At 64.4% G+C, this 16,109-nt stretch carries 16 protein-coding genes and 1 tRNA gene; 7 read left to right on the top strand and 10 right to left on the bottom strand.

Going from position 1 to position 16,109, the window contains the following annotated elements; all coding sequences use genetic code 11:
• Both JHD80_RS19575 and JHD80_RS19570 read left to right on the top strand, forming a co-directional pair.
• On the top strand, nucleotides 1–439 hold a 439-nt coding region (locus JHD80_RS19575), incomplete at its 5' end, for an amidase family protein (protein ID WP_248311662.1).
• Nucleotides 440–483: 44 nt separating this feature from the next.
• Nucleotides 484–2,067 carry an ABC transporter substrate-binding protein gene (locus JHD80_RS19570; protein WP_199090851.1) on the top strand — a complete coding sequence of 528 codons (1,584 nt, stop codon included), beginning with the start codon at nucleotides 484–486 and terminating at the stop codon, nucleotides 2,065–2,067.
• A 48-nt stretch (nucleotides 2,068–2,115) separates the two neighbouring features.
• Here the strand turns inward: JHD80_RS19570 and JHD80_RS19565 are convergent, their stop codons facing one another.
• Nucleotides 2,116–3,711 (bottom strand): gamma-glutamyltransferase, encoded by a 1,596-nt coding sequence (locus tag JHD80_RS19565; protein ID WP_199090849.1) that lies wholly within the window; start codon nucleotides 3,709–3,711, stop codon nucleotides 2,116–2,118.
• Nucleotides 3,712–3,921: 210 nt separating this feature from the next.
• Entirely contained in the window at nucleotides 3,922–4,212 is a 291-nt protein-coding gene (locus JHD80_RS19560; RefSeq protein ID WP_199090847.1) for a YggT family protein, read from the bottom strand.
• Nucleotides 4,213–4,330: 118 nt separating this feature from the next.
• Here JHD80_RS19560 and JHD80_RS19555 point away from each other — a divergent pair.
• Together JHD80_RS19555 and JHD80_RS19550 are read left to right on the top strand one after the other, a co-directional pair.
• Nucleotides 4,331–4,406: transfer RNA gene (locus tag JHD80_RS19555), tRNA-Ala, on the top strand.
• A gap of 383 nt (nucleotides 4,407–4,789) precedes the next feature.
• Nucleotides 4,790–6,202 carry an MATE family efflux transporter gene (locus tag JHD80_RS19550; RefSeq protein WP_199090845.1) on the top strand — a complete coding sequence of 471 codons (1,413 nt, stop codon included), beginning with the start codon at nucleotides 4,790–4,792 and terminating at the stop codon, nucleotides 6,200–6,202.
• A 154-nt stretch (nucleotides 6,203–6,356) separates the two neighbouring features.
• Here JHD80_RS19550 and JHD80_RS19545 read toward each other — a convergent pair whose 3' ends face one another.
• On the bottom strand, nucleotides 6,357–7,118 hold the full coding sequence (locus JHD80_RS19545; RefSeq protein WP_248311661.1) for a MarR family winged helix-turn-helix transcriptional regulator: 762 nt from the start codon (nucleotides 7,116–7,118) through the stop codon (nucleotides 6,357–6,359).
• Here JHD80_RS19545 and JHD80_RS19540 point away from each other — a divergent pair.
• Both JHD80_RS19540 and JHD80_RS19535 read left to right on the top strand, forming a co-directional pair.
• Nucleotides 7,110–7,910, top strand: coding sequence for an alpha/beta fold hydrolase (locus JHD80_RS19540; RefSeq protein ID WP_248311660.1), 801 nt, complete (start codon nucleotides 7,110–7,112; stop codon nucleotides 7,908–7,910). The genes JHD80_RS19545 and JHD80_RS19540 overlap by 9 nt on opposite strands.
• A 50-nt stretch (nucleotides 7,911–7,960) precedes the next feature.
• A complete protein-coding gene (locus JHD80_RS19535; RefSeq protein WP_199090841.1) occupies nucleotides 7,961–9,166 on the top strand; it encodes an ABC transporter substrate-binding protein in 1,206 nt (401 codons plus the stop codon).
• A gap of 91 nt (nucleotides 9,167–9,257) precedes the next feature.
• Here JHD80_RS19535 and arsH read toward each other — a convergent pair whose 3' ends face one another.
• From arsH to JHD80_RS19515, 4 genes are read right to left on the bottom strand one after another with little or no spacing between them, the layout of a single operon-like run.
• Complete coding sequence (arsH, locus tag JHD80_RS19530; protein WP_199090839.1) at nucleotides 9,258–9,953, bottom strand: arsenical resistance protein ArsH; 696 nt, start codon at nucleotides 9,951–9,953, stop codon at nucleotides 9,258–9,260.
• Nucleotides 9,950–11,002 (bottom strand): ACR3 family arsenite efflux transporter, encoded by a 1,053-nt coding sequence (gene arsB, locus JHD80_RS19525; RefSeq protein ID WP_199090830.1) that lies wholly within the window; start codon nucleotides 11,000–11,002, stop codon nucleotides 9,950–9,952. Before arsB ends, arsH begins: the two co-directional genes overlap by 4 nt.
• Nucleotides 11,003–11,006: 4 nt before the next feature.
• Complete coding sequence (arsC, locus tag JHD80_RS19520) at nucleotides 11,007–11,432, bottom strand: arsenate reductase (glutaredoxin) (RefSeq protein ID WP_199090828.1); 426 nt, start codon at nucleotides 11,430–11,432, stop codon at nucleotides 11,007–11,009.
• 11 nt (nucleotides 11,433–11,443) lie between these two features.
• Nucleotides 11,444–11,779 (bottom strand): ArsR/SmtB family transcription factor, encoded by a 336-nt coding sequence (locus JHD80_RS19515; RefSeq protein ID WP_199090826.1) that lies wholly within the window; start codon nucleotides 11,777–11,779, stop codon nucleotides 11,444–11,446.
• 784 nt (nucleotides 11,780–12,563) lie between these two features.
• Here JHD80_RS19515 and JHD80_RS19510 point away from each other — a divergent pair.
• Nucleotides 12,564–13,064, top strand: coding sequence for a hypothetical protein (locus JHD80_RS19510; protein ID WP_199090824.1), 501 nt, complete (start codon nucleotides 12,564–12,566; stop codon nucleotides 13,062–13,064).
• A gap of 215 nt (nucleotides 13,065–13,279) precedes the next feature.
• On the opposite strand, the gene JHD80_RS19505 is transcribed toward JHD80_RS19510, so the two are convergent.
• The 3 genes from JHD80_RS19505 to JHD80_RS19495 form a co-directional block, all read right to left on the bottom strand.
• On the bottom strand, nucleotides 13,280–14,062 hold the full coding sequence (locus JHD80_RS19505; RefSeq protein ID WP_199090822.1) for a 3-hydroxybutyrate dehydrogenase: 783 nt from the start codon (nucleotides 14,060–14,062) through the stop codon (nucleotides 13,280–13,282).
• A 14-nt stretch (nucleotides 14,063–14,076) separates the two neighbouring features.
• On the bottom strand, nucleotides 14,077–14,847 hold the full coding sequence (locus tag JHD80_RS19500; protein WP_199090820.1) for an acetoacetate decarboxylase: 771 nt from the start codon (nucleotides 14,845–14,847) through the stop codon (nucleotides 14,077–14,079).
• A 72-nt stretch (nucleotides 14,848–14,919) separates the two neighbouring features.
• Nucleotides 14,920–16,095 carry a patatin-like phospholipase family protein gene (locus JHD80_RS19495; protein ID WP_199090819.1) on the bottom strand — a complete coding sequence of 392 codons (1,176 nt, stop codon included), beginning with the start codon at nucleotides 16,093–16,095 and terminating at the stop codon, nucleotides 14,920–14,922.
• Nucleotides 16,096–16,109 lie beyond the last annotated feature (14 nt).

Raw genomic sequence — 16,109 nt, 5'->3', positions numbered from 1 at the left:
TTCCGCGCTCGACGTCACCCGCGCGATGAAGCAGCAGACGGTGATCTACCAGCGCTGGCAGCGTTTCTTCGACGATTACGACGTCATCCTGTCGCCGGCAGTGACGCTGAGCCCGCGGCCCTGGACCGAGCTCTTCCCGTCGGAAATCGACGGCAAGCCGACCCGGACCTATTTCCACTGGCTGGCGGCGGCCTATGCGGTCACCATCGTCGGCCACCCGGCGATCTCGTTGCCGGTCGGGCTCGACCGCAACGGGATGCCCTTCGGCCTTCAGATCGTCGGGCCGCGCGGTGGCGACGCCAAGGTGCTGGCTGTGGCGGCGGCGCTGGAGGCCGCGCTCGCGGGCGACCCGCTGACGGCGCGGCCGGTGCCGGATCTCGCCAAGCTCGCCAAGGCGCGGCCGCTCAGCGAGAGCCCGAACTTCATGGGCTTCGCCTAAGCCCGGACCTGCATTCCAAACCAACCATAATGGGGAGACGAAGAATGAAGCGTCGTGATTTTCTGATGGGGACGGCCGCGCTCGGCCTTGCCGGGCCGGCCCTGCCGCGGCCGGCTGCGGCGCAAGCGAGCACGACGGTGATGAAGTTCGTGCCGCAAGCCAATCTCTCGGCGCTGGATCCAGTCTGGACCACGGCGACCGTTACCAACAACCACGGCTATTATGTCTTCGACATGCTCTACGGGGCGGACGAGAATCTGAAGCCGCAGCCGCAGATGGCGGAGGGGCACGAGGTCTCGGCCGATGGCAAGACCTGGCGCATCAAGTTGCGCGAGGGCTTGAGCTTCCATGACGGCACGCCGGTCAAGGCGGCCGACTGCGCCGCGAGCCTTAAGCGCTGGACGCAGCGCGACCCTTACGGCCAGTTGCTCGGGCGGGCGGTCGAGGAATGGGGTGCGCCGGACGAGCGCACGATCGAGATCAAGCTGAAGCGTCCCTTCCCGATGATGCTGGACTGCCTGGCGAAGTCCGACCAACCGCCGATCATCATGCCGGAGCGCCTGGCCAAGACCGATGCGAACACGCAGGTGACCGAGATGATGGGCTCGGGACCCTACAAGTTCGTCGCGTCCGAATATGTTTCCGGCAGCAAGGTCGTCTACGAGAAATTCGAGGCCTACAAGCCGCGCGCCGAGCCGCCCAGCCGCAATGCCGGCGGCAAGGTCGCGTATTTCAAGCGGATCGAGTGGAACATCCTGCCTGACCCGGCGACGGCCGGGGCGGCCCTGACGCGTGGCGAGATCGACTGGTGGGAGCGCCCGCTCACCGATCTGCAACCGATGCTGGCGGGTAACAAGGACATCAAGCAGGAGGTCATCGACAAGGCCGGCCGCGGCGCGGTCATCCGGCTTAATCATCTGCAGGCGCCCTTCAACAATCCGAAGGTGCGCGCTGCCGTGCGCATGGCGGTGAAGCAGGAAGATTACATGCGCGCCGCCCAGGGCGACGACACCACGCTCTGGCAGACCTGCCGTAGCCTGTGGTGGCGCGGCACGCCCTATTACGACGGCGAGCAGGAAGACCTGATGCCGCAGAGCCTGGAGAAGGCGAAGGCGGCGCTCAAGGAATCCGGCTACAATGGCGAGAAGGTCGTCATCATCAACCCGACCGACTTCCCGGATATCGGCCCGCTCGGCGAGGTGACCTTCGAACTGCTCAAGCAGCTCGGCATGAATGTCGAGATGGCGGCGAGCGACTGGGGCACCGTCGTGCAGCGCCGCGGCAGCCGCGAATCGACCGAGAAGGGCGGCTGGAGCATCTTCCACACGACAGGCTCGGCGACGAGCTGGGGCAATCCCGCCATGTCCACGCTGGTGCGCGGGCAAGGCGACAAGGGCTGGTTCGGCTGGTGGAAGAGCGATGCCGCCGAGGCGCTGGCCGAGGAATGGCTCTACGCGCCCGACGAGGCCGCCCAGCGCAAGAGCGCCAAGGCGCTGGCCCGCTTGGCACTCGAAGAGGTTGCGACCATCCCGCTCGGCCAGTTCGTCAGCCGCACGGCCTATCGCAAGGACATGACCGGAATGCTCGCGGGCTCGGCGCCTTATCCGTGGGGCCTGAAAAGGGGCTGAGCGCAGAACGATACGGAAAAGGGCGGCCTCACGGCCGCCCTTTTTGTTTCAGCGTGTCGCTGCTACCGCCGCCGACCAGGGCGAGGCGGCGTCGCTCGATCCTTCCGCGCCGTTCTCGTCGACGCGAACGAAGTTCGGGCAGGCGAAGTTTATCGGCAGGACGCTGTGCTCGACGATCGCGGTCGGGCCCGCCGCTTCCAGCGCGGCAAGCGTCTCGGCCGGCAGGCGCAGGTCGGCGCTGGCCGAATCCGGTCCGGAGACGTCGATGCGCGGCTGATGCGCGGTCGCCTCGGTGTCCATGCCGAAATCGAGCTGCCAGGCCAGTGTCTGGTAGACGCTGGCGAGGATGCGCCGCCCGCCGGAGGAGCCCATCGCCTGGCGCGGCCAGCCGCCATCCTTCGGCGTGACCACGACGGGACACATGTTGCAGAGCGGGCGGGCGCCGGGCGCGATCGCATTGGCGCTGCCTGGGCGCGGATCGAACCACATCATGCCGTTGTTCATCAGTACGCCGGTCGAGGGCAGCACGACGCGGCTGCCCATCGACGAAAGCAGCGTCGTGGTGACGGTGACGAGATTGCCCTCGCCATCGACCACGGTGAGATGGGTGGTGCAGGTGTCGCCCGGCTCCTTTGCGGTCACGGCGGCGCCGAGGCCGTCGAGCCTTTCCTTGTAGGCCTGACGCATCACCTGCGAGAGCTGCGCGAACCAGGCGGCCGAGGGGCCGTCGCCATCGATCGGAGCATCGGCCATGCCGTCGACGACGCGCTCCAGCGTCGGCGCGGCGGTGAGTCCGCCGGCCGTGTGGATGAGATGGCTGCCGCGCCAGTCGATCGTCGGCGCATCGCGGAGCTCGGCCTTGCAGTCGGCCAGGTCCTGCGCATCGACCACGCCGCCGGCTTCGGCGATATCCGCCACGATCCGGCTCGCGACATCGCCGCGGTAGAAGTCGTCGAGCCCGGCCTTTGCCAAACGCTCGATCGTGTCACCGAGATTCCCCAGCTTCATGAAGCCCGGAATGCCCTGATAGGGCGGCACCGGCGGCAGGCCGCCCGGGAGGTAGATGCGCGCGCTCTCCGCATAGAGGCGCAGGACCGAGGCCGAGGAGGCGATCTTCAGCGTCGTGTACCAGTCGGCCGGCAGGCCGCGCTTGGCGAGCGCAATGGCCGGCGCGAGGATGTCAGCGAGCGGCAGCTTCGAGCCGAAGGCCTCCTTCAGCTTCTTGTAGCCCGCGACGGAGGAGGGCGTGACGAAGGAAAGGGGGCCGTGAATGTTGCGGTCATCAACCACTTCCGGCCAGGTGAAGAGGTCCTTCTTCATCTCGCCGGTCAGGGGATAGTCGGCGGGGTCGGCACGGCGCGGCGCGACCGGCCCGAAATCGACCACCTGCGCGCGGGTTTCGCCGGCCTTGAGCACGACGGCGAAGCCGATGCCGCCGAGTCCGCTGTTCCAGGGCTCGACCGCGGCCAGCGCGAAGCAGGCGGCGACGGCGGCGTCGGCGGCATTGCCGCCCTGTTCGAGGATCGCCGTTCCCGCTTCCGCCGCCTCACGGCTCTGCGAGACGACGATACCGTGCTTTCCGCGCGCGGCGGGTTTGGTCAGAGCCCAGTTCTGGCTGCGATAGGGGGTGGCGGTAGCGGCCATGTGGCGACCTCGAACAGTTTTGCGAGGTGGCCATACTGCATACCGCCCGGCACGGCGTCGAATGCGTCGTGGCGGATCATGGGCCGCGCCCGGCGCAGGGCGCGGCGCGGATCGTCATGCGTCCTCTCGGGCGCAAAGTGACGATCCTCCCTTGGGCTTCGGCATCGGATCTGCCCGAAAGTGCAGCCCACTTTTCGGTCCGATGCCTGGTTAGAACACGTTCGGGTAGATGTAGCGGACGATCACGCTCTGGATGAAGTAGATGATCAGCAGCAGGATGATCGGCGAGATGTCGAGGCCGCCGAGATTGGGCAGGCGCTCGCGGATCGGCCGCAAGGCGGGCTCGGTGACGCGATAGATCGCATCCCAGAGCGTAGCCACGAACTGATTGCGCGTGTTGATGACGTTGAAGGCGATCAGCCAGCTCAGCACCGCCGAGGCGATCAGGATCCACACATAGATCTGCAGCGCGAGCAGAACCACGTCGAGAACGGCGCGCATCGATGTTCCTTTTAGACCGGTCCGGAAAGGTTACGCGGAATATCCCCTGCTTGCGCCAAATCTCCTGGCGGAAGTGATTGACATTCACGCGACGCACAGCCTAGAAGGCCAGCGCCTTGGGGCTGTAGCTCAGATGGGAGAGCGCTGCAATCGCACTGCAGAGGTCAGGGGTTCGAATCCCCTCAGCTCCACCAGGCCAAATCGGCGTGCGACCGAAACTGAATTAGATTAGCAAATTCATGTGCTTACGGGAAGCCGGAAAAATCGGCCGTACCCAAGTTCGTACCCAGCTTTGTACCCACTGAAGGCACATTATTTTGCCGTTCGTCGGACCCCCCCGAAATGGATTGGATTGGTGATTCTTGATTTTCGCCGATCCATGCGGGCCTCAACGGCGCCAGCGCTCCTGAACCTCGACCTGGTCCGAGCCGGTTTTGCCTCGGCCTGTCCTTTTCGGGACGCCAGTGCTCCCTGATGCGGCCTACCGCGTCGCATACGCATAAACTACAAAGCAGCGATGCCCTTTTAGGTGCTGTGTCTTTCTGCGCAGATACGATCAGTTCGGGTGAACCGAACGTTGGATGGGGCACATGCGCGCAGTACAGACTTGGGTGTTTGCCCTTGTGGCCACCATCCTGACACCGTGACCGACGCGCCACGCGCTGCGGCGCTGACACCATCGCCCATACCGACCCTGTGGGGCGTGCTCGCGCTAGCCGCTCCGATCATGCTCGCAAACGCCTCGACGCCGCTGATCGGCTTCGTCGACGCGGCCGTCATCGGCCGGCTCGGTGACGCGGCCTTGATCGGTGGCGTCGCCGTCGGGGCTGCGATCTTCAATGCCATCTACTGGTGCGTCGGCTTTCTGCGCATGAGCACGACGGGCTTCACGGCGCAGGCCTATGGCGCGCGCGACAGCACGGAGATCGCGGCCACTCTCCTGCGCGCCCTGCTGATCGCCGGCGTGATCGGCATAGCAGTCGTGCTGTTCCAGGCCCCGATCCGGCGTGGCTTCCTCTGGTTCCTCGACGGCTCACCTGCCGTGCAGGCGGCGACGACCGAATACTACAATTGGCGCATCTGGGCCGCACCGGCGGGGTTCGCCAACGCCGCGCTGCTCGGCTGGTTCATCGGCCTCGGACGCACGATGGTCGCGTTCTGGGTTCAAGTGCTCGCCAACGTGCTCAACATCGTCTTCGCGCTCGTCTTCGTGCCATGGCTTGGCTGGGGTGTCTCGGGCGTCGGCCTTGCAGCGTTTCTCTCCGAAGTCGCGGCGGTCGCCGGTGGGCTCTATTACGCACGGCGCGAACTCGTCGCCCACGGCGCCGGCGCATCCCGCGCGACATTGCTTGACCGGGCGAAACTGCGTGCGCTCTTCGCCGCCAATCGTGACATCATGATCCGCACCGTGTGTGTGCTCGCCGTCGGGCAGATCTTCATCCGCCTCGGCGCCACGCAGGGCGATGCCGTACTTGCCGCCAACGCGTTGCTCGCGAGCATCCTGATGATCGCCTACTTCCTGCTCGACGGTTATAGCCATGCCACGGAAACGCTGGTCGGACAGGCCGTTGGCGCGAGAGACCGGCTGCGTCTCGATCTCTCCGTGCGGCTCGCCGCCATCGCGGCCGCGATCACCGGCGCATTCATCGGCGTGGTGCTCTGGTTCGCAGCCGGCCCGCTCATCACCTTCATGACTACCAGCACCGAGGTGCAGGCGCAGGCCGTCGCTTATTTTGCTTGGGTCGCATGGCTACCGCTGATAGCGGTCGGCTGCTTCCTGCTCGACGGCGTGTTCATCGGGGCGACGCGCACCGTCGACATGCGCAACATGATGCTCGTGAGCTTCGTCCTGTACCTTGGGGTGCTCGCGATCGCGCTGCCGTGGCTCGGAAACCATGGTCTATGGCTTGCTCAAGCCGTGTTCTTCATCGCGCGCGCGGTCACCCTTGCGTGGAAATACCCCGCTCTGGCCGCGACCACAGACCGCTAGCCAGTCCGCATTCCGAGCACGACCGACCGAGCCGTGCAAACGCTGCCGTAGAGCAGCTCAAGGTCGGAAACGCTTATCTGACCCGATCCGGTAACGTCCGCTTCCGGGCGAAGCTCCAATCTCCGGTCGTGTGTATTTCAGTGATTGGGGCTGCTTAGAGCTCTGAAGCCGAGCCCCAATCCGGCACGTGGGCAGCGAGCTTGTCGAGCAGACGGTCAAGCTGCTTGCGCTCCGAGCCTGAGAGGCAGGCCAGCATGGCGGCTTCCCGCGCCTTCAATGCCGGAACGTAGCGGCTATAAAGATCACGACCCGCATCCGTCAGGAAAAGGCGCTGCCGGCGACTATCCGCCGGGTCAGTAACGCGCCGGATCAGATCCTTCTTTTCAAGCGCGATGGCCGCGCGGCTAACGCCGGCCTTGAGGTGACCCGAGAACTCGCAGAACTCGGCTGCGGTGATGCCCTCGCGGAAATGCAGGGCGAGCAGGATCACGATCTCCGGCCGCGTCAGCCCGAACTCGGCTTCGATGCGCCGGAAAGACGGCTCTCGATAGAAGTTGAGGATGTAGCCGATCTTGTAGGCGGTCGGGATTTCGGTGCCGCCCAGAATGGCGCGCAGGTCGTCCTCGCCTTGGTCCGGCAGGATTGGCTGCTCAAGCTTATTCGGTCTCATATGAGACTTTCTTGTTGATCTCATGGCGGGGCGGTCGTAGCATCCTGGCAAGAAGATGGCACGGCCTCGAAGCCCTGCCGCTGGGAGGATCGCATGAACAGGCCGGCTCCGGCGAGTGCTCGCCCTGTCGCGACCCAGCGCCAATTCGGGCGCGCTTTCTTCAGCGGGACGCCCGCTCGCCCGATCTATGTCGATCATCTGCCCGCAAAGGCTGCATCCCATCATCTCGCTGTCGTGATGGTCCATGGCGGCTGCCATACCGGCCAGTGCTATCTCGCGACGCCGGACGGACGCGAAGGATGGGCACCACGTTTCGCTTCAGCGGACCGGGACGTCTTCGTGGTCGACTGGCCCGGCCATGGCCGCTCGCCAACCTGCGAAGACCTGGCATCCCTGCCGACGCAGGACATTGCGGAGGCGATCCTCGCGCTGGTCGAACAGGTCGGGCCGGCGGTCCTGCTCGTCCATTCTGCCAGCGGGCCGATGGCATGGTGGATCGCCGAACGCGCACAGCGTTCCGTCGCTGCCGTTCTCGGCATCGCTCCCGGCGCGCCTGCCAATATCCTGGCGGTGCTGCCCGAGGATCACGAGGCGGTTGCCATGCTGAGCAACGATATCAGCCTTGGCTGCCCGGTGATGACGCCGGAGGACCGGCCGGTCAGCGTCGGCGATGCCTTCATGCGCAGCTTCTGGGCCAATGCCCCGCGTTTTCCGCAGCATGCCTTCGATCAATATCGGCTTTCGATCGTTCCCGAGAGCGCGCGTCTCTTCAACGAGCGCTTCAATATCGGGGGGCGGGGGCTGCGCATCGCCGACCCTGCTTCTCTCGCGCAAACACCGATCCTGATCGTCACCGGAGACCACGATCCCCGGCATCCGAAAGCGATGGACGAGGCGACCGCGCGCTATCTCGGCGCGCAGTTCCTGTGGCTGCCGGACGAAGGCATCGAAGGCAATGGGCACATGCCGATGATCGAGGACAACAGCGACGCCATCGCCGACAGGCTCCTGCGCTGGCTCGACGAGCGCGGCCTTTGAACGCGTGATTTGACGATCCGCGCCAAGCGGACCTGACCCGGGAGGACGAGATGAAGAAGTTGCTGCTGGCCAGCCTGACGGCCATGCTCGCTTGTGCCGGCACCGCCCACGCGCAGGTGAGTGATGATGTCGTCAAGATCGGCGTCCTGACCGACATGGCCGGCGTCACCGCCGACATCACCGGAAAGGGTTCGCTCGTTGCCGCCGAGATGGCGGTGAAGGAATTCGGCGGCACCGTTCTCGGCAAGCCGATCCAGATCGTTTCGGCGGATCATCAGCACAAGGCCGATATCGGCCTCACCATCGCCCGGCAATGGTTCGATGTCGACAAGGTCGACGCGATCGTGGATGTGCCGAATTCAGCCGTCGCACTCGCGATCCAGTCTCTGGCGCGCGAGAAGAAGCGCATCGTCATGTATTCCGGCGCAGGTACGACGGCGCTCACCAACGAGCAATGTTCGCCTTACGGCTTCCACTGGACCTACGACACCTATGGCGTCGCGCGGGGCACGGCGTCGGCTGTGGTCAAGGCTGGCGGGACCAGTTGGTTCATGCTCGCTTCGGATTACGCCTTCGGCCATCAGTTGCAGAAGGACGCGACCGATGTCGTCGAGGCCAATGGCGGCAAGGTCGTGGGTGCGGTCCGCCACCCCCTGAACAACGCCGATTTCTCGTCCTTCCTGCTGCGCGCCCAGGCTTCCGGGGCAAAGGTGATCGGCATCGCCAATGCCGGCAACGACACGGTCAATGCCATCAAGCAGGCCGGTGAGTTCGGCATCACCGAACAGGGCCAGAACCTGGCGGCACTCATCTTCTTCCTGCAGGACGTCCATAGCCTCGGGCTCAAGGCGACGCAGGGCACCTATCTGACCACGGCATCCTATTGGGATATCGACGACGCCTCCCGCGCCTGGTCGAAGCAGTTCATGGAGCGGACCGGGATGATGCCCTCGATGCTTCACGCCGGCGTCTACGGCTCGGTGCTGCACTATCTCAAGGCGATCAAGGAAGCCGGCACGGATGACCCGGACAAGGTGACTGCCGCGATGAAGGCGATGCCGATCAACGACGCCTTCACGCAGAATGCCAGGATCCGCGCCGATGGCCGGGTCTTGCGCGAGATGTATCTGGCCCGCGTAAAGAAGCCGGCGGCCTCCAAGGCGCCGTGGGATTATTTCGAGATCGTGCGCAAGATTGCGCCGGAGGAAACGGTCTGGCCGCTATCCGAGAGCAAGTGCCCGCTCGTCGCAAAATAGCGTGGCTCTATTCGGACGGGTGCGCTTTCCGGCGTTGAGCGAATGGCAACGCACGCACCCGTCGTATTATTGGATGCTGCAGCCAGCCCGATCACAGCGACGTCACGGACGCCCCTGGCGTCGTCTTCCGCTCGCTGTAGCGCATCGTCAGATAATCCGACCGATCACGCGTCAGCAGCGTGAAGCGGACTAGTTCCTCCATCACGTCGACGACGCGGTCATAGTATGCGGACGGCTTCATGCGGCCCGCCTCGTCGAACTCCTGGTAGGCCTTGGGGACCGAGGATTGGTTCGGGATCGCAACCATTCGCATCCAGCGCCCCAGCACGCGAAGTGCGTTGACCGCGTTAAACGATTGCGAGCCGCCGGAGACCTGCATGACCGCGAGCGTGCGGCCTTGCGTCGGACGCACAGATCCGAGCTCCAGCGGTATCCAGTCGATCTGGCTCTTGAAGACGCCGGTGATCGTGCCGTGGCGTTCCGGGCTGCACCAGACCTGGCCCTCCGACCAAAGAGCCAGGTCCAGAAGCTCCTTCACCTTGGGATGATCGACGGGGACGCTGTCGGGCATCGGAAGACCGGTGGGATCGAACACGCGCGTCTCGGCGCCGAGGTGGCGGAGAATGCGCTCGGCTTCCAAGGTCAGAAGGCGGCTATAGGAGCGTGTCCGAAGCGAGCCGTAGAGCAGAAGGATACGGGGCGGGTGCGAGGCCCGTTCAGCAGGTTCGAGACGGCTGATATCCGGCGGGAGCAGGCGATCGAAATCGAGGTTGGGAAGATCGTTCATCGCATTCCCTTTGCGTCCGCCGGTAACGCACCGCGTTCGTACCAGCCCTTCGAGCGGTTCACGATCCAGACGACCGACAGCATGACGGGCACCTCGATCAGCACGCCGACGACCGTGGCGAGCGCCGCCCCGGAATTGAACCCGAACAGGCTGATGGCGGCGGCGACGGCGAGCTCGAAGAAGTTGGAGGCGCCGATCAGCGCCGAGGGACCCGCAACGCAATGCTGCTCGCCGGCGAGCCGATTCATCCAGTAGGCGAGGCCGGCGTTGAAGTAGACCTGGATCAGGATCGGGACGGCGAGGATCGCGATGATCGAGGGCTGCGCCAGGATCTGCTTTCCCTGGAAGCCGAAGAGCATCACCAGCGTGGCCAACAAGGCGACAAGCGAGACCGGCGACAGGAAGCCGAGCAGCCGTTGGAGCGCCGCCTGGTCCCCGGAGACGAGCACGCTCCTGCGGATCAGTTGCGAGACGATCACCGGCACGACGATGTACAGGGCGACCGAGAGCGTCAGAGTGCCCCACGGCACGGTGATGGCCGACAAGCCCAGCAGCAGGCCGACAATCGGGGCGAAGGCCACGACCATGATGGCGTCGTTCAGCGCGACCTGGCTTAGGGTGAAGTGCGGCTCGCCCTTGATCAGGTTCGACCAGACGAACACCATCGCTGTGCAGGGTGCGGCCGCCAGGATGATCAGACCGGCGATGTAGGAATCGATCTGGACCGCCGGCAGATAGGGACGAAAGAGCCATCCGACGAATAGCCAGCCCAGCAGCGCCATCGAGAAAGGCTTCACCGCCCAGTTGACGAACAGGGTCACGCCGATGCCGCGCCAGTGCCGGCCGACGTGACCAAGCGCGGCGAAGTCGATCTTCAGCAGCATGGGTATGACCATGAGCCAGATCAGGACCGCCATCGGTAGGTTGACCTTGGCAATCTCCATGCTGCCAATGAATTGGAAGACGCCGGGGACCAGATGCCCGAGGGAGACGCCGGCGACGATGCACAGCACCACCCACAGCGTGAGGTAGCGTTCGAAGATGGACATCGGGTCAGGCGCTCGCGGCGCGGCGGCCGGACTCATCGACGATGCGCTCGCCATCCTCTTTGACGAAGGCGCCAAGCTGCGGAGGCAGCAAGTCGATGACCTCCTCGGAGGGGCGGCAGAGCCGCACTCCCCTTGAGGTTACAACGATGGGGCGATTGAGCAGGATCGGGTGCCTCTCGATCGCAGCGAGCAAGGCGTCGTCCGACAGCGACGGATCAGCGAGCCCGAGCTCGGCGAAGGGTGTGCCTTTCTCACGAATGACATGGCGCAGCGACACTCCCATGCGCTTGACCAAATCAACGATCCTCGCTCGGGTCGGCGGCGTCTTCAGGTACTCGACGATATGCGGCTCCAGGCCGGCGTTCCGGATCAGGGCGAGCGTGTTCCGCGACGTCCCGCAGTCGGGATTGTGGTAGATGACGACATCCATAGGGCTGGCTTTCACGGGCAGCAGGGAACGAGTTCGTCGATGAGGGGCTGGCAGAGGTCGGCCCGCCCGCCGCAGCAGTCCATCAGCAGGAAGGTGATCACCGAGCGGACGCCGTCGAGGTCGGCCCGGTAGATGATGGAGCGGCTGTGGCGCTCGCCGACGATCAGACCAGCGCGGGACAAGACCGCCAGATGCGCCGACATGGTGTTCTGCGGGACGTCGATCAGGCGGGCGAGTTCGCCGGCGGGAATACCCGCGGGCTCCCGGTTGACCAATAGCTTGAAGGTGTCGAGCCGGGTCGGCTGCGCCAGGGCAGCCATGGCTGCAATGACCTGGTTTCTATCCATGCATCCGAGTTATTGGATATATGGATAGAAATCAAGCCTTGTCGAACCTGCGATCTGCGACGCCGTCACTGGGACAATCGACGCCGCGCACTTCCATCAAGACACTTCTCCGGTTGACCGATCAAAACGGAGGCGCCGGCGCCTCGCAGCTGTGAGCTGTCAAACAGCACAGAGCTACCAGGCAAATAGCGGCTGTTTCGTTCACGGGAAAAAAGAGCGCGTTGGCTCGATCGCTAGGTGGCGTCAGCAGAGTGTCGCTGTGCGGAGTGGAGAGGACGCCTACACTCCAGGTTTCCGGAAGCCAGCGTCAATCGCCGAAATGACGTAGTTCAATCTCGGCGCTGGGGCATTTCAGAATTCATCTTATTGAAAAATATCGATAATTTTCGAGGCGAGATAAAGCGCTAGAGCAATCCATCCGTTGACATCGGTGGGGTACGACAACCCTTCCGAATTGGAGTTCGGCGCTCGCACGCCGACCGCGGTCGGTCCCACGCTTCCAAAGGTTATGCTGCGATGGCTGCGTACCCAGCCACCTGCATGTTCCGGGCCCCGGAACACAGCGTCGAAGGTCAGACCGACGCGATGTGTGTGTCGCGGCGGGGCCGACACCTTCCGCGCGTGGTTCAGCAACCGAGCCCTCGACACCGTATGGAGAGCGTCGACAAAAAGCGTCGGTTTTCATTCATGTGACGCAATGTAATCATGAGGCGTGGCATGGCCATCTGGAATGGTCTGTTTGGTCATGGCCATATCAACCACACCCCATAGGGGGACTACGGACATGGCATATAACCGGATCAGAGCAGCAGCGGCTCTCTTCGTGCTCGCCAGTGGTTTCGCATGGCAGGTATCAACGCCAGCCATGGCGCTGTCGATGAAGGAGTGCAGCACCAAGTACAATGCCGCCAAGACCAGCAATACCCTTGGCGGGCAGTCATGGAACGATTTCCGCAAGGCGCAATGCAGTGATACTGCGGCGCCTGCCGCCGCTACCGCACCTGCACCCGCACCGGCTGCCGCGGCTCCGGCCAAGCCTGTCGCTACGGCGCCGGCCGTGCCGGCAAAACCGGCCATGGCTCCCCCCGTAGCGGCTGGCAATGTCGTGTTTCCGAGCAAGGTCGACTCTAAATATTCGACGCTTTCAGCCGGCAAACAACGTTTCAAGACCTGCGACGACCAGTACAACGTCAACAAGGCCAATGGCGGCAACGGCAGCCTGAAATGGATCCAGAAGGGCGGTGGCTACTACAGCCAGTGCAACGCGCGCCTGAAGGGAGCCTGAGACGCTTTCCCGGCCCATGCCTTGAAGCTTGGCCGGGGCATCGGAGCGTGCCCCGGCTCGCCGGCAGGTTCTAGGGCGCCCTCGAGCGCAGCCGCTACGAGCTCGCATGACGCTATGCGGTGACATCTCCGCACTTCATCGAAGCGCGGAGATGTCCCAGGTGAGATCGGCTACGTCTCGCGATACGGAGCGTGCGAGCTTCGTCCGCGCGCCTGCTACTGCATGAACCAGCCATGGCTGACGACGAGCGACTGGCCCGTCAGCGCGTTCGTCCTGGCTGCCGCGAAATAGAGCACGGCATCGGCGACATCGTCGGTGGTGGTGAACTCGCCGTCGACCGTGTCCTTGAGCATGACGGTCTTGACCACCTGCTCCTCGGTCAGGCCGAGCTCCTTGGCCTGCTCCGGAATCTGCTTCTCGACGAGCGGCGTGCGCACGAAACCGGGGCAGACGACATTGGCCGTGACGTTGTGCTCGGCGCCCTCCTTGGCCAGCACCTTGGCGAGGCCGATCAGGCCATGCTTGGCCGTGACATAGGGCGCCTTCAGTTTCGAGGCCTCCTTGGAATGCACCGATCCCATGTAGATCACGCGGCCATAATTGGCGGCGTACATGTGCTTGAGGCAGGCGCGGGTGGTCAGGAAGGCCCCGTCGAGATGGATCGAGAGCAGTTTCTTCCAGTCGGCATAGGGGAAGTCGACCAGAGGCTTGACGATCTGGATGCCGGCATTGCTGACCAGCACATCGATCTTGCCGTATTTCGCCACGACGTCGGCGACACCCTTTTCGACCTGATCCTCATCGGTCACGTTCATTGACACCGCGAAGGCGTCGGCACCCGTCGCCCTGATCTCGTCTGCCGTGGCATTGGCGGCGTCGAGATTGAGATCCGCGATGACCGGAATGCCGCCTTCGGCAGCGAGGCGGATCGCGATCTCCTTGCCGATACCGCTGGCGGCGCCGGTGACGATTGCAACTCTTCCGTCGAAACGAGCCATGATCCTGCTTCCTTTCAGTTGGCGGGCGAGTCCGCCTTGAGATAGTCGAACACAACCTCGCCGAGGCCGAGCGTCAGATCGGCGACGTAATGGCTCGCCGAGACCACTTCATGCACCGGCAGGCGGGCGACATCGCACATCGCATGCTCGAAGAGCTGCAGCGCGGCGGGGCCGGTCCAGGCCCCCTTCAACGTCACGTCCTCCATGTAATAGCGCACCAGCTCGCAGATGCGCGGCGAGCCGTCGACATGAGGGATGATCTTGATCATGAAGGCAGGCTTCGCCATCGCTTTGGCGAGCGGCGCCAGATCGAGCTCGCGGTGCTTGTAGCCCATGGTGGCCGTCACGCAGAGCACCGAGCCGTAATGCAGCGTGCCGACGAGCGTCTCCTGCTCGTGGCTGATCTTCGGCGAGGCCAGCTTCTTCGGAAAGCCCCAGATCTCGCGGCCGCCGGCGATGGGCGCGTTGTCGTCGAGATACATGGCGTGGACATAGCCGCCTTCCTGCACCTCGCCGGAAGCCGTGGTGAAGCGCACCGGAATGACCTGCCCGGTTTCGGTGTAGTCGCCGAAACCGGTCGAATCCGGCATGCGGATGAATTCATAGGCGACCGTATCGCCGATGACTTCCAGAGGCTCGGGAACCACTGCGCGCAGCAGCTCCGGATCGGTGCGGTAATTGATGACGACGAATTCGCGGTTGTAGAATTTATAGGGCGGACGGGGGTAGGCCGGATTGTTCAGCGGCATGGCGAAGGCCTTGGCGCGGACATCTTGGATCTTCATGAGGAGGTCCTGCTTCTCGTCGGTGGCTGGACATGGGAGGCGAAACAGGGTGCAGGCGCGATCGCGCCGACACTATGACGGGCTGCCGTCGGGCGAGCGTTGCGCTAGTTTCGCCAGATCGAACGTGGCGACGCCATCGGCCGTCTGCGGGCGCTGGAGCACTTCCGGGTAGCTCAAGGTGAGGCGCGCGTCCTCGTAGCCCGATGCCCAGTGCTCCTCCATGGTCGCGCGCGAGAACTCGTAGTCCTTGGAGGACCCTTCGTACCCCTTCGAGCGATAGATCAATTGGGCGATATTGTAGACCTTCTCGTCGGCCTCCGCGAGCAAAGCCAGGATATCGGCATCGGCTCCTGCGAGCACCGAGTCCGGCACGCGCTCGATCAGGCGCCCCAGCGCCCGGCGCAGGCTCTGGGTCTTCCGGAACTGGTCGGTCGCGGCACGGGTGCGGCTCGAGAAGCGGATGTCCTTCAGCCGCGAATCCTGACTGGCCAGATCCGTGGGGAACTCGCCCGTCGCACTCCACAGATCGATCTGGAAAGCGAGCGTGTCCTGACGAGGATGGCATTCCAGCACCCATTGCAGGGGAGTGTTCGACACCAGCCCGCCATCCCAATAGCTCTCGCCGTCGATCTCGACGGCCGGAAAACCCGGCGGCAGGGCGCCGCTCGCCATGACATGGTCGGCGCCGATGACATGGGTCGTCGTATCGAAATAGGCGAAGTTGCCGGTCCTGACATTCACCGCGCCGACACTGAAGCGCATGGGGCCGGCGTTGATGCGGTCGAAATCGACCAATCTCTCGAGCGTCGCCTTGAGCGGGCCGACATCATAGAAGCTTTGGGCGGCTGCGCCGCCGTCAGGCGACAGGAAGGGCGGGACCGGGCGCGGGCTGAAGAAGTCCGGCGCGCCTCCCAGGAGCGTGGCGAAGGCGCGCGTCTGGTTGAGCCAGCCATGGGTCACATCGCTTCGCCACTGCACCGCCTCCAGCATGGACGAAACGAAGGCCGGCAGGACGGGCGGCGGCACGGTGATCGCTTCCCAGAACGCCCGCAGGGCCGCCACGCGCCGTTCCGGCGGATTGCCCGCGATCAGGGCGGAATTGATCGCGCCGATCGAGATGCCCGCCACCCAGTCCGGCTGCAATCCGGCTTCGGCCAGGGCCTGGTAGACTCCCGCCTGGTAGGAGCCGAGGGCTCCACCCCCCTGCAGGAGCAGCGCGATGCGTTCGAAGGGCGGGCGCTTGGTCATGCAGCGATATCTCT

This window comes from Allobosea sp. ASV33, from assembly GCF_016428755.1.
Classification (GTDB): Bacteria; Pseudomonadota; Alphaproteobacteria; order Rhizobiales; family Beijerinckiaceae; genus Allobosea.
Note: the sequence above shows the minus strand (reverse complement) of the source record. Positions and strands in the feature narration are given on the sequence as shown.

Coding starts and splice junctions, on each gene's coding strand:
- JHD80_RS19570 (WP_199090851.1), top strand. CDS start 484: ATGAAGCGTCGTGATTTTCTGATGGGGACGGCCGCGCTCGGCCTTGCC.
- JHD80_RS19565 (WP_199090849.1), bottom strand. CDS start 3,711: ATGGCCGCTACCGCCACCCCCTATCGCAGCCAGAACTGGGCTCTGACC.
- JHD80_RS19560 (WP_199090847.1), bottom strand. CDS start 4,212: ATGCGCGCCGTTCTCGACGTGGTTCTGCTCGCGCTGCAGATCTATGTG.
- JHD80_RS19540 (WP_248311660.1), top strand. CDS start 7,110: ATGGTCCATGGCGGCTGCCATACCGGCCAGTGCTATCTCGCGACGCCG.
- JHD80_RS19545 (WP_248311661.1), bottom strand. CDS start 7,118: ATGGACCATCACGACAGCGAGATGATGGGATGCAGCCTTTGCGGGCAG.
- JHD80_RS19535 (WP_199090841.1), top strand. CDS start 7,961: ATGAAGAAGTTGCTGCTGGCCAGCCTGACGGCCATGCTCGCTTGTGCC.
- arsH (WP_199090839.1), bottom strand. CDS start 9,953: ATGAACGATCTTCCCAACCTCGATTTCGATCGCCTGCTCCCGCCGGAT.
- arsB (WP_199090830.1), bottom strand. CDS start 11,002: ATGTCCATCTTCGAACGCTACCTCACGCTGTGGGTGGTGCTGTGCATC.
- arsC (WP_199090828.1), bottom strand. CDS start 11,432: ATGGATGTCGTCATCTACCACAATCCCGACTGCGGGACGTCGCGGAAC.
- JHD80_RS19515 (WP_199090826.1), bottom strand. CDS start 11,779: ATGGATAGAAACCAGGTCATTGCAGCCATGGCTGCCCTGGCGCAGCCG.
- JHD80_RS19510 (WP_199090824.1), top strand. CDS start 12,564: ATGGCATATAACCGGATCAGAGCAGCAGCGGCTCTCTTCGTGCTCGCC.
- JHD80_RS19505 (WP_199090822.1), bottom strand. CDS start 14,062: ATGGCTCGTTTCGACGGAAGAGTTGCAATCGTCACCGGCGCCGCCAGC.
- JHD80_RS19500 (WP_199090820.1), bottom strand. CDS start 14,847: ATGAAGATCCAAGATGTCCGCGCCAAGGCCTTCGCCATGCCGCTGAAC.
- JHD80_RS19495 (WP_199090819.1), bottom strand. CDS start 16,095: ATGACCAAGCGCCCGCCCTTCGAACGCATCGCGCTGCTCCTGCAGGGG.